We start from the raw sequence: 12695 nt of genomic DNA on the forward strand, positions 1-12695 counted from the left end.
AGAATAATTAAGTTGATTTTTGCAGTTGATGAGAAGCAATGCAATTTTAGCAAAAGCTTCTCAAGCTATATGATAGCGTTTTCTAGTCTGGTGAAGTCCAAAATCATCTGCGTCTATCTGCGTCCATCTGCGTTTAATTATTACTGCTTGTACTTCCCTTGAATGGTAATTGCTATATAATTATTACAATTACCCAGGTTTTGATTATGCAAATCCCTAAAATTCAACCAACCGCAGCAAACCTGAAAGACAATCTTTATGAAACTGATTTTTATACATGGACTCAGGAACAAGCTAACCTGCTGCGTCATCAGCAATGGAGTCTGTTGGACTTGTCTAATTTAATTGAGGAAATTGAATCTTTGGGCAGAAAGGAACGGCAAGAATTAAGAAATAGGTTAAGTATATTAATTGGGCATTTACTAAAATGGGAATATCAACCAGGTAAACGCAGTCGCAGTTGGTTGGCAACAATTCGGATTCAAAGAAGGGACATTTTAAAATTATTGAATGAAAATCCTAGTTTAAAGTCTCAGGTAGAAATATTGATGGTCGAAGCTTATGAAAATAGCAGAGATTTAGCATCAGGAGAAACTAACTTACCATGTTCAATTTTTCCTGATCAATGTAGCTATAGTTTAGATGATATTTTGAGCGATCGCTTTTATCCTGGTGAACCTGCAAACGATGACTTGATGAAATAATAATATTATAATTCTTCTTCCTGACTTATTACAATTCTATGAATATTAAAAAAATGGGTTTAGCTAGAATCAAAATTATATTAGTAGAACCGGCTGGACCATTAAATTTAGGTTCAATTGCCAGAGTCATGAAAAACTTTGGCTTATCTGATTTAATATTAGTTAATCCTCAGTGCGATCGCACATCCTTTGAAGCCTTAAAAATGGCAGTTCACGCCAAAGAAATATTAGAAAATGCGGTCATAGTAAACACATTACCAGAAGCCTTACAGGGATGCGTCCGCGCCATTGCTACCATCGGACGAGATTATGATGGACAATTACCCTTAGAAAACCCCCGCAACGCCCTACCCTGGTTATTAGAAGAACCAGAAAAACCAGTAGCCTTAATTTTTGGTAGAGAGGATAGGGGTTTAACAAATCAAGAAATCAATTATGCCCAAAAGTTAGTATTTATTCCTACAAATCCAGAATACTCGTCTTTAAATTTAGCTACGGCGGTTTCCATCTGCTGTTACGAATTATCACAATTAGCAGAAAACTTTGTTACCGAGAAAATACCGACAACAGAAATCGCTCCCTTAGATGTTGTAGAACCTTACTACCAGGAATTAGAATCCCTACTACTTTCCATAGGTTATCTTTATCCTCATACAGCAGCCAGTCGCATGGAAAAATTCCGCCATTTATATAATCGCGCTCACCTACAAACTACGGAAGTTGCTATGCTCAGAGGTATTTTAAAACAAGTGCAATGGGCAATCAAAAATCACAGTCAAATAGAAAACTTGTGATAATGAGCGAAATATCTAAGCTATAATCCCCCAAAAGGATTGATTATGACTTACACTAAACAAAAAAATGCTACTTAGTCCCAGAAGGCGATCTGAGTATCAAGGTGCATAATATAGTTTCTTTCGGGTCGAACGTTTACAAACAAAACAGTCGAGTGGGTCACAAGGAGTAGCAGTGTCAGAATCAAGTGACAAACTAATAGCTGTCTCACGGAGGCAACCTTTACAGCGTCGTCGCCGTCCGCGCCAGGTCCAAAGCCAAACCCAAAAGGCAGGACAAAAACCGGTCAAGAACCAGCAACAGAGTGCAAACAGAGTCGAAACTGTGGCACTAACACGGCTAAATAATCATATCAGTCCTGCCAATGTTCCGACTGGGGGGCGAAGACCACCCTCCAAGATAGTCATGCCAACAGCAGTTAAACCCATCCCCAAGCCCAATGCAAAAATGCCACAAACGGGTACTGGGAAGTTAAACACAGTGCGCGTACAAAAGCAGGGAACGTTAAAAACAAAAAGGCAAGCATCGCGGAAAACGCGGTTAAAGCCAATGGCTAGAACCATATTGTATACGTTGCGGTTGTTGATTGTCGGAGTCGGACTAGGTGCAATTGTCGGCACGCTTTTGTCAGTATTAGACCCTGCTAATCGCATCACTACAACTTCTGCGTCCCCATCTCAGACTAATGTCACTCAATCTAATCCTAATAACTCTGTAAACCCTTCTGGCTTATACCTATCTCAAGAAATTATCCCGTTGAAAACTGCTGTACAAAATTTAGCCACAGCCAACCCAAATCTAATTCCTGGGGTGTTCATGGTGGATTTAGATACAGGTGGTTATGTAGATATCAATGGTAGTGCTAGTTTTCCAGCGGCCAGCACAATTAAAATCCCGATTCTAATTGCTTTTTTCCAGGATGTAGATGCCGGAAAAATTCGCCTGGATGAAATGCTGACTATGGAAAAAGAAATGGTCGCAGGAGGTTCTGGCAGTTTACGTACCCAAACTGTAGGTAGTCAATACACAGCCCTAGATGTGGCTACGAAAATGATTACTATCAGTGATAACACTGCAACAAATATGCTCATCACTAGACTGGGAGGCCAGGAAGTGCTAAATGGGCGTTTTCGTAGTTGGGGATTGACAACTACAATGATTCGTAATCTCCTACCAGATTTACAAGGCACAAATACTACATCTCCGCGAGAATTGGGAGATTTAATTGCTAAGGTGAATCAGGGGAATATTGTAAGTATGCGATCGCGTGATTTAATGTTAGATATTATGCGCCGCACCCAAAGAGATAATCTCATACCTTCGGGATTAGGAGAAGGAGCTAGAGCATATCATAAAACAGGTGATATTGGCACAATGTTAGGAGATGCAGGTTTAATTGATATCCCCACCGGTAAGCGTTACATAGCTGCTGTGATGGTACAACGTCCCAATAATGATCCTGCTGCTGAAAAACTGATTGCTTCCATCTCTAGCGCCGCATACCAACACTTTAGTCAAACTACTGTCACACCCCGCACTTCCACAAATAATCAACCTGCAACTAATTTTCAGCCTCCTGTTCAACCTTTTACTCAACCATTTATTCAACCCCCAGTGATGAATCCAACAGCACCTAATGGGATGGTTAACAATATGCCTATGGGTACTTATCAAGCCCCTGTCATGACTCCCCAATATTACCCACCACAGTAAACAATTCAAAATTATAAGAATTCAGGAGTCAGGAGTCAGAATAAATGCAACCTGCAAGAACATTTGCAGATTTAATAGTTTGGCAAAAATTACATCAATTTGTGTTGGTAGTATATCAATTAAATGCGAATTTTCCCAAATCATAAATATATGGACTGACTTCTCAGTTGAGACGTGCATCAGTTTCTATTCCTGAAAATGCTGAAGGATTTAAGAAAAAAGAAGATGTAGATACAATACTTGTCGGTTAAGCTCAAAACAATGAAATTATGTAGGTTGGGTTGAGGAACAAAACCCAACATTTACAACGGTTTGTTGGGTTTCACTTTGTTCAACCCAACCTACTAAAATTCTTAACCGAACAGTATTGGATGTAGATAAAGTACGATTTATGAATATTTCACAAGCTTCTTTAGAAGAATTAGGATATGGTCATACATCAGAATTAATGTTGAAACTGCAAGAAGTTAGTAGATTATTAGATAGTTATGCAAAAGCTATTCTCAGAAATTCTACCTCCTGACTCCTGAATTCTTATATTTTCTGATATCTCATTCCTGGGAGTTGGGAAACCAAACCCATTAATTCTAATTGTAATAAGGAACTAGAAACCAAACCTGCATCCATACCCGTTTTTTGAACAATAAAATCAAAGGGTAAAGCATCAACAGCTAAAGTATCTATTACCTGTTGTAATTCTGGTTCTAGATTAGGTTTCGGTAAAGGAGCAGATTTAGCTATTGGTGTTTCTATATCTATTTGGGGAATTGCTCCCAACATCGTTAATAATTCACTCAATTGTTGATTTATTAAACCTGCACCTTGACTAATTAATTTTAAACAACCTTGAGATGGTTGGTCATCTACTCTTCCCGGTAAAGCGTAAACATCTCTACAAAATTCATTAGCATGATTCGCTGTTATTAAAGCACCAGATTTTATTCCTGCTTCCATCACTAATACCGCACGACTTAAACCAGCAATAATGCGATTTCGACGGGGAAAATGGGTGCGGTTGGGTGCAGTTTTTGCAGGATATTCACTAATTACTATCCCAGATGACAAAATCTGTTTATACAAATCTCGGTTTTTCTGGGGATAAATGACATCTACACCTGTTCCCACAACCGCTATTGTTCTTCCTCCAGCTTTCATCGCTGCTGAATGACTTTCTGTGTCTATTCCTTCGGCCATACCCGAAACAACAGTAAAACCATTTTTTGCTAAAGCGGTGCTAATTTGACGAGTCCATTTAATTCCATATTCTGTAGGTTGACGAGTTCCCACAATTCCTACTAAGGGTTTTTGTGCTGCATTTTCTTGTAAATCAACTTCACCACGATAATATAAAAGTGGTGGAGGACTAGGAATTTCTCGTAATAATTGGGGATATTCTGGGTCTGCTGGTGTCCAGAAATTGGGGTTTATTTGTTGATGTTGAATAAGTAGTTGTTCTGGGTTTAATCTGCTTCTTTGTTGGACGACTTTTTCTAAAGTTTGAAATCCAAAACCCTCAACTTTTCGCAATTCCCCTGGACTAGCTTTCCAAGCAGTTTCTAAATTACCAAAATGCTGTTGTAATCGTTGCAATAATATTGGACCAATTCCAGAAATTTGCGCCCAAGCGACCCAATATGCAGATTCTGATTTCATATCAATATTTTCAACTATCTAATCTATATACAGCACTTCCCGGTGTTATGAGGTACAAGAACCCCACCCCCCAACCCCCTCATCGCTTGCGGGGAGGGGGCTAAGATGTACTTCATCAGAGCGGAAACTGCTGTAAATAATCAAGTGATACTTATTTATTCTACCGCCCACTGATCATCACTTGCACTCAAATATATTAAAGTTTACTCTATACCTAAGTAACAAAAAATGCCGTATCTCTATCCTGTATGGAAAATATTTTAATTTAATGTATATAAAAGGGGTTGACATTAAGTGATATTACTGTGGATAACTTTTGCAAGTATTTATATTTTAAACTATGTGTGAAAATTATTAATTAAGGTGTGACAGTGGAATATAACTTTAATTCGATTTGGGACACTTTAAAAAACTTTTTCCCTCCAACAGCAGTTATCGTGCTAGGGATTAATCTTTATTATACAAGGTTACAGAAGCGAAAAGAACTAAGGAATATTGCTTTTTCCATGTATCAAGAATTTTATGCACGTAGTCAAACACTAAATAAATTGATTCTACAGGAAAATACGACAATCACTCTTTATCCTGAACAGTTTAATAGTTATACTGAAAAAATATATACAGAAAAAGACTTGTACTTTATCCATAGAAAAGAAATTTCCTCTTTTGATAAGGAATTATTTGATAGTATTGTAAGATTTTATATTTATTTAGAAGATGCTAAAAAAGAATTAAAGGCAGCGTTTAAATACTCGCGTGGGATTAATATGTCTTCAATTAAAACCCCGGATAAATATGAAGGTAAAATACATAATTCTTTAGTAGATAAGTTGAAAATAGCACAGCGTGAAGTACAAAATTTGCAAATACTTCTTATAAAAAACTTTCATTTCTCTGAAGATGACCTTGTTAAAGTGGATGATAAGAGAAACTTAAAAAGTATTACAGCTTCTGTGTATCAAGATTTGCTCGAACGGAATGAATTACTAGAACAAGGAATATTAGAGTTACAACAGATATTAAATGCTGAAATAACACGAAATCCTAAAATATTTACTAACTCTGTATATCAAGAAAAAAATATATATTTTACATATAGAGAAGAAATTTTAGATTTTGATAAAAATTTATTTAATACATTAGAACTAGCTTATAAATGTCTTGAAAATGCTGAAAAAGAACGTAATATAGCACTTAGTAAGTCTGGAAATACAAAAGAAATATTTCAGCCTGTATTAAAAAATCTGGAAATTGCTCAAAGTGAAGTAAAAAAATCATTAACCTTGTTCACAAAGATAGAAAACAAGGAGGAAGGGTAAATCAATCACTATTAGACATCTCCGGTAATTAAATGTGCGTGGTTTGAAACCCTTGTAGAGACGTTCCGCCGGAACGTCTCTACCATATTTCTGGAGAGGTCTATTGATAAACCATTCACAAATTCATATGAGATTTTTTAAATCTGTATGTTATCAGCTTTGAATCTTTGCTAATCTTTGATTTTCCAAATAATCAAATACAGATTTATCACCAATATCAGCGGGAATATTTTGTACTGTTTTCCGCAACGCAAAGATTAAAAAGAAAATCGCCCAAATTCCTAATAAAACCTGTTCTGCTTGAGTTGATAAAATCCCTGTTAAATGTCCTAATAAAAGTAAGGGAACCAGGGGAGTTAAGATTTTAGTTTCTAAACGATGAAAGCAAAAACCTTCTTTAAAGAAAATACCTGTTAAAGCAGCAAAAGTAAAACCGACACCAAATAAAGTTAGAGGTTGGTTATAAACAGTCATTGCAAAAGCTTGACTGTCAAAATGTCCAAAAATAAAAGCAGAAATACTGCCAATTATCCAGAAAAGCTGGAGAATTTGGTGCAGTAATTTCATATAGATGTGAATAGTTAATAAACTCACACCCAAAGCTAAACTAAAACAGGTGTAAAGAGGAGTAATAGCTTGAATAGCAGCAGGTTCGTGAGGATAAAATAAAGCTAAACCGCTACCAATAGCAAAACTAATTGCAGCTATCATTAAACTTGTACGATAAATGATAACACCTGTGCGATCGCTCTTCGTAATTGTAAAATCGCCAAACTGTCCTTGATAGACTTCTGGTGTCGATAATGTTTGTGTAGTCATATTCAATAATGGATCATATTTTTAACAGGCTTCTATAGCTATTCTATCTCATACCCTTCCTCTTAACCCTCTTTTTGAACGAGAGATATAATTTGTTTCCAAGTATCCCAAATTAATATCAAGCAGCATAGAATTAAATTTCAAGGACGACTACCGCAGAGAAAGACAGATGAATTCATAAATTTGTAATTTTTATACATTAATATCACCATCTAATTTCTTGTCTTTCTTTGCGTCTTTGCGCGAAACTGAGCTTTAAGCAAATACTTCTAATTCTCATAGTATAAATTAGCAAGATTGTAAAAACAAGACTTGTAACCCATCCTGCCAATTAACTTGCAATTGTATCTGTGCATTACCGCCATTGATAGCAATTTCTACCCAACCGTGACTACCAACTAAAGCTAAAGCTTCCCCAACTTGCACATCACTGTAAGCTGCACATCCTGGTATAGTTAAACCCTTAACTTGCATACACCAAGTTTTACTTTTTACATATCTTGCGGGAATATTACTGACTAGATTACCAAAGTGATCTATATATTGAATACAACCAGCTACACCGTTTGTATTTTCCCAACATTCCCCAATATCCAATTTTACCAAAGTTTCAGGATTGATTTCCCTTCCTAGTTCTTGCAGATTAACACCACTTGCTAGATGCGCTGCTACTGGTGCAAAGATATCTCTACCGTGAAATGTGCTGCTAGGTTGGGATGTGCGCCAAAAGTTAATATTTGTTAATTCTACGGCTGTAATTACCGAATGCTGGGAAATTATACCGCTGAAAATACCGTTATCGGGACCGACAAGATAGCCGTGACCTAATTTTACAGCGATCGCTCTCCTTTGACTACCTACCCCCGGATCTACCACTGCTAAATGTACTGTACCCTTGGGAAAATAATCATAGGCATTCATCAAGCAAAACCTAGCTGCGGCAATATTTTGCGGTGGAATCTGGTGTGTTAAATCTATCAAGGTCAAATTCGGGTTGATTTGGGTAATTACTCCCTTCATTACCCCTACATAAACATCATGATCCCCAAAATCACTCAATAAAGTCAGGATTTTTGATTGACTCATTTATTCATGAAACCAGGCTTGACTATTAATATAGATAATATTATAATTTTCTGTAACAAGAGCTACAAAAAGTATGTTATGTTAGAATTACATGACATAAAAATAAACATCAAGAGGTTATGGCAATGAGTAGCAATAGACTACAAGCAGTTCAAAAAGCTGAAGAAGCACACAGACAGAATATTCAAAGAAGCGTAAAACATCGCTTGGAAGTTGCCAGAGCCAAAGATGATGAAAACCTGGTTCGTCTGTTGGAAGCGGAACAGGCTTATTATAGTTAAGGCGGTTAAGAAAAACTTTTAAAATTTCTAGGGCGTTGCTGAATTAGGGTATGAAACTGAAAAATCAATGATTTCAAACTCTTACTCTCTGTGACTGGAGTGCCTCTGCGTGAAACAAAATCATACTCTTAATCAGCAATGCCTAAAATTTCTAGTATTGTTGTGTGTAGACCTGCGAAAGCAGGTTTTTTTGTAGGGGCATTTAATCAAATCTAAGCAAAAAATCAGGGTGAGAAACATTCCCACCCCAAAAGAGTTTTGATTTTAATTGCTATCTAATCAGCATTGAGGATTTTAGGAACTTTGAAAAAATCGCCTTCCTGTTCAGGTGCGCTGCTGAGGATAGCTTCTCTATCAGGATAGGGTTGTAAATTATCTTCTCGTGTCACATTACTAACATCAATTGCTCTAGTTGTCGGCAGTATATTGCTGACATCAAGTTCGCTCAGTTGCTCGATATACTCCAGAATACTACCGAGTTGGGTAGTAAATATCTCTTCTTCATCTGGTGTCAATTCTAACCGAGCAAGATTAGCGACTTTGTGGACTTGTTCACGATCTATCATAGTTTGTTAATGGGAATAGGGAATAGGGAACAGGGAACAGGGAACAGGGAACAGGGAACAGGGAACAGTGAACAGAGAACAGGGAACAGTGAAGAGGAAAGAAGCAAAAGTTCTTGACTTTTGACTTTTGACTTTTGACTTGATTTGTCCCCAGTCCCCAATTCGTTAAAAGAATACGTCAATTTGCGATCGCCCGGTAGTTTTTAACCAGTTTTGCGCTTCAATGTAATTATTGGGAGCCATGCGAATTGCTCTCACCCAATAATCTGCGGCTTGGTCAAAAAGAGCTTCTCCAGCGTCATTATCACCTTCTTCCTTAGCTTTTTCACCTTGGAAGTGATAAATCACAGCAATGTTATTCAAGGCTTGGGGTAGACGAGGATTCAACTCCACAGCCTGGTGATAGTATTCTAAAGCTTTGATGTGGTCGCCATTACTAGCATAAATCAACCCCATATTGTAGAGAATATAACTTCTGTCATTGGTGTCTTCCTCTAGAGTCAGGGCTTCTTCATAGTAATCCAGTGCTTCAGCATATTCACCTTCTGCCTGGGCTGACATTCCATCTCGATAATAGACAAATGCTTCCTTAGCTTTTCTGTTGGTTGGCAGCAGTTTGAGGATCAAGTCTGCCATGACGGTAAAGGACTTGTCAACAAAGTTATCGTTTTTCTGTGTTCTTGGCATATTTGCCCCTCTAATGACTCAAATCAAGCAGACTTTTCAGGAACTAAATTCTTGGCAACTCTTTAGTTAATCTAACTGATTTCTGGTTGCTTCTCATCTTTCAACAGTTTTATGCTTAAATCGAGACTCTGGCCTGTAGAGCTTCCCGTGCTTGTTCTCGGTCATCAAAATGGATTTTTTCAGTACCCAGAATTTGATAATCTTCGTGGCCTTTACCTGCTAATAATACACCATCACCGGGTTTAGCTTCCAGGATAGCAGTACGAATGGCAGTAGCGCGATCGCAAATTACCATTGGTTGAATTGTATCAGGAATACCCGCCAAAACATCCTCTAAAATCTTCTCTGGGTCTTCAGTGCGGGGATTATCCGATGTCACCACCGCAATATCAGCGAGTTCTGCGGCTATTTTACCCATTTTTGGGCGTTTAGTGCGATCGCGATCGCCCCCACACCCAAACACACAAATCATTCTACCCGGTATAAACGGACGAGCCGCTTTCAGCAAATTTTCTAAACTATCAGGAGTGTGAGCATAATCTACAATCACACTAATATTTTGGTTAGGAGTAACTTGCACCCGTTCCATTCTTCCCGGCACACCAGGGAAATCAGGTATGGCATTTGCTACAACTTGCAAATCTAAACCCAGATGTAAAACCGCACCCACAGCAGCCAAAAGATTTTCTAAATTATATTGTCCCACCAAAGGAGAACTAAAAGCCACATCACCTTTGGGAGTATGTAAAATGCCACTTACACCATTGGGCTGATAACTTAAATCACTCATCCAAAAATCGGCATTGTGATCATTAACACTGTAAGTCCAAACCCGTTCTTTACTCAACCCAGAAATTAAACGTTTACCATATTCGTCATCAGCATTAATAATTGCCCTTCCTTGGAGATAATCAGGGCTAAATAACAACGCCTTCGCCCCAAAATAATCCTCCATATCCTTGTGATAGTCAAGATGATCTTGGGTAAGATTAGTAAATACAGCCACCTCAAACGGACAACCAAACACCCTATCCTGTGCTAAAGCATGGGAACTAACTTCCATCACCCCAAACTCACACCCAGCATCAACCGCTTCTGCTAAACGTTGCTGTAAGTCCACAGCAAAAGGAGTAGTAAAAGCCGCAGTTTGGGAAAAACCAGGCCAGCGAGTGTAAAGAGTTCCTAACAAAGCCGTAGGTAAATTAGCCCCAGTAAGAAAATATTCAATTAAGTGAGTAGTGGTAGTTTTGCCATTCGTGCCTGTCACACCCACCATTCTGAGTTTTTGTCCAGGATAACCGTAAAAAGCCGCAGAAATTTGAGCGCAGGCTTTATTCATGTTACTGGCACTAATCACCACAGATTCAGGTGTAGGTGGATTTTTTTCCACCGCTTCAAGAGAGACAATAGCCGCAACCGCACCAGCAGCTAAAGCACTTTGCCAAAACTCTCCCCCATCAACTCGTGTTCCAGGCATTCCAATAAACAAATCTCCCACACCGCAAGCATGGGAGTTAGTTTTGATCCCCTGAACTTCCACATCCGCAGTATTTGGATATTCTACACCGTCTACAACCGCCAATAATTCCCGTAATTGCATATACCACACCTTGCTACAAGCTGACCTTGCGCTTATTCTGCATTATTTTTTTCTGTATTGGGAATATATTTTAAAAGCATTTGTTCCAACTGCTTGACATTTGCACGAGGAGAAGGACGGGGTATAGGTTGTAACTCCTCTGCGCCCTCTGCGTCTCTGCGGTTCGATAAAAACAAAACTGGTATTTCATACTGATAAGCCGCAAACCAATCTTCACGAGTCGTAATATCGCGGACTTCCAAATCAAAACTGAGATTTTCGATTTTTTCCAACTTTTCTTGTAAACCTTCACAGAGATGACAACCGGGTTTACTGTAGAGGATGATTCGCATAAGATTGGTAATTAATTGTTTGTACGTGTTGTTTTGTTTAATTGCCATACTTTTCTGTATGGGAAAAACAAAACCCTCATCTTACACCTTGCTTGATTAGGTTAATAGAAGAAAGTGTTAGAGGATGTTTGTAAAGTATATACCCAAGCTGATTAGAAGATTTTAGCCAAAAACATTAAACCTGAAATACTATAACCTTTTGCCATGAATAACAGTATCAGAAGATAGATAAACTCATTTCCTCTAAGACCGAAAATTTTATTTTTTTTTATATCTCAACAGTCTGAAGAATAGTTTTGTGTAAAGAATAGCATTGATATAAGACATAATTAAGTCTTGTTTTAAGGAGAAACAAATGATTAACAAGCAAGTATCAAAACTCGAAAGGTTTTACGAAGACATCAGCGATGAAACTGGCGAATATTTTAGCGGTGGTCAAGGACGCTATACACCTCCCACTGGTGGTTATGGTGGTGCCTATACACCTCCCACTGGTGGTCAATATGGTATTTATACGCCTCCTCAAAGTGGCATTTGGCCTCCTTTCAGTACAGGCATAACTGCAACAACACCAGGTGAAAGATTCACTTGTTACCTCGACCCTTACGGTAGGGCGACTCATTGCACTTCAGAACTACCACCTTATTAGGTATATATAGGTTTACACTTGAAGCTTGTTAAGCCTCTATAGGCCTCAAATAACTTTTAATAACAAGGGGGAGAATTGTAACTCCCCTTATTCTTTGCTATCGAAAAACGAGAGAGAAAATTTTCGTTCTCTAATCAACATTGGTATCTGCTTAACAGCATTATTTTAACTGTCTAAAAATATCCATATCGGTCATATTGTAGTGCTGCTTTCATCTTCCTCTAGAGGGGTGCTTGTTATTACAGGCATCCCTTCATTGTTTGCAGTTCCACTATCTCACTATCTACTGTTAATTACCGATCCAAAAAAGCTAACAAATGCTAACAATTGTCCGCTTTTTCTTCCTGCTTCATCCTGGAAGTGTCGGCACTATCCAGTCCACAGGCTAACACGGTCAACCTGACCGCTTCTTGTCTTAAATTAATAGCAGCATTCAAATCTCTGTCACACTCAAAACCACAGCTAATGGCTTACGCCACGCTGCGCGAACA

At 38.2% G+C, this 12695-nt stretch carries 14 protein-coding genes and 1 pseudogene; 8 read left to right on the forward strand and 7 right to left on the reverse strand.

The features are described 5' to 3' along the window. The first annotated feature begins 206 nt into the window (after positions 1–206). The 5 genes and pseudogenes from H6G06_RS25100 to H6G06_RS27925 all read left to right on the forward strand — a co-directional run bounded on the left by H6G06_RS25100 (position 207) and on the right by H6G06_RS27925 (position 3735). Positions 207–704: a DUF29 domain-containing protein gene (locus H6G06_RS25100; RefSeq protein ID WP_190564784.1), complete on the forward strand. Its 498-nt coding sequence runs from the start codon at positions 207–209 to the stop codon at positions 702–704. A gap of 53 nt (positions 705–757) precedes the next feature. Further along, positions 758–1498, forward strand: a complete 741-nt coding sequence (locus tag H6G06_RS25105) for an RNA methyltransferase (protein ID WP_190564799.1) — start codon at positions 758–760, stop codon at positions 1496–1498. A 175-nt stretch (positions 1499–1673) separates the two neighbouring features. Next, positions 1674–3212: a serine hydrolase gene (locus H6G06_RS25110; protein ID WP_190564785.1), complete on the forward strand. Its 1539-nt coding sequence runs from the start codon at positions 1674–1676 to the stop codon at positions 3210–3212. A 44-nt stretch (positions 3213–3256) separates the two neighbouring features. Beyond that, a pseudogene (locus H6G06_RS25115) lies at positions 3257–3451 on the forward strand (four helix bundle protein); the annotation flags it as partial. Between the two features lie 152 nt (positions 3452–3603). Further along, positions 3604–3735 (forward strand): hypothetical protein, encoded by a 132-nt coding sequence (locus H6G06_RS27925; RefSeq protein WP_277875223.1) that lies wholly within the window; start codon positions 3604–3606, stop codon positions 3733–3735. A gap of 11 nt (positions 3736–3746) precedes the next feature. On the opposite strand, the gene dprA is transcribed toward H6G06_RS27925, so the two are convergent. Next, positions 3747–4865, reverse strand: coding sequence for a DNA-processing protein DprA (gene dprA / locus H6G06_RS25125; RefSeq protein ID WP_190564786.1), 1119 nt, complete (start codon positions 4863–4865; stop codon positions 3747–3749). A gap of 371 nt (positions 4866–5236) precedes the next feature. Between dprA and H6G06_RS25130 the strand changes: the two genes are divergently transcribed. Continuing rightward, the gene (locus H6G06_RS25130) at positions 5237–6184 is read left to right on the forward strand and encodes a hypothetical protein (RefSeq protein WP_190564787.1); all 948 of its coding nucleotides are present in this window, start codon (positions 5237–5239) and stop codon (positions 6182–6184) included. Between the two features lie 153 nt (positions 6185–6337). Here H6G06_RS25130 and H6G06_RS25135 read toward each other — a convergent pair whose 3' ends face one another. Next, on the reverse strand, positions 6338–7003 hold the full coding sequence (locus H6G06_RS25135; RefSeq protein WP_190564788.1) for a DUF2301 domain-containing membrane protein: 666 nt from the start codon (positions 7001–7003) through the stop codon (positions 6338–6340). 288 nt (positions 7004–7291) lie between these two features. Beyond that, positions 7292–8089 (reverse strand): SAM hydrolase/SAM-dependent halogenase family protein, encoded by a 798-nt coding sequence (locus H6G06_RS25140; protein WP_190564789.1) that lies wholly within the window; start codon positions 8087–8089, stop codon positions 7292–7294. 125 nt (positions 8090–8214) lie between these two features. On the opposite strand from H6G06_RS25140, the gene pirA reads away from it, so the two are divergent. Beyond that, entirely contained in the window at positions 8215–8370 is a 156-nt protein-coding gene (gene pirA, locus H6G06_RS25145; protein ID WP_190564790.1) for an arginine synthesis PII-interacting regulator PirA, read from the forward strand. A 275-nt stretch (positions 8371–8645) separates the two neighbouring features. Here the strand turns inward: pirA and gatC are convergent, their stop codons facing one another. The 4 genes from gatC to H6G06_RS25165 all read right to left on the reverse strand — a co-directional run bounded on the left by gatC (position 8646) and on the right by H6G06_RS25165 (position 11555). Then, on the reverse strand, positions 8646–8936 hold the full coding sequence (gene gatC, locus H6G06_RS25150; RefSeq protein ID WP_190564791.1) for an Asp-tRNA(Asn)/Glu-tRNA(Gln) amidotransferase subunit GatC: 291 nt from the start codon (positions 8934–8936) through the stop codon (positions 8646–8648). Between the two features lie 165 nt (positions 8937–9101). Further along, the gene (locus H6G06_RS25155) at positions 9102–9623 is read right to left on the reverse strand and encodes a photosystem I assembly protein Ycf3 (protein ID WP_190564792.1); all 522 of its coding nucleotides are present in this window, start codon (positions 9621–9623) and stop codon (positions 9102–9104) included. 115 nt (positions 9624–9738) lie between these two features. After that, the gene (locus H6G06_RS25160; RefSeq protein WP_190564793.1) at positions 9739–11223 is read right to left on the reverse strand and encodes a UDP-N-acetylmuramoyl-L-alanyl-D-glutamate--2,6-diaminopimelate ligase; all 1485 of its coding nucleotides are present in this window, start codon (positions 11221–11223) and stop codon (positions 9739–9741) included. A 32-nt stretch (positions 11224–11255) separates the two neighbouring features. Next, on the reverse strand, positions 11256–11555 hold the full coding sequence (locus tag H6G06_RS25165; RefSeq protein ID WP_190564800.1) for a glutaredoxin family protein: 300 nt from the start codon (positions 11553–11555) through the stop codon (positions 11256–11258). Between the two features lie 355 nt (positions 11556–11910). Between H6G06_RS25165 and H6G06_RS25170 the strand changes: the two genes are divergently transcribed. Continuing rightward, entirely contained in the window at positions 11911–12204 is a 294-nt protein-coding gene (locus H6G06_RS25170; RefSeq protein ID WP_190564794.1) for a hypothetical protein, read from the forward strand. Positions 12205–12695: the final 491 nt, after the last annotated feature.

The organism is Anabaena sphaerica FACHB-251, from assembly GCF_014696825.1.
In the GTDB taxonomy this organism is placed as follows: Bacteria; Cyanobacteriota; Cyanobacteriia; order Cyanobacteriales; family Nostocaceae; genus RDYJ01.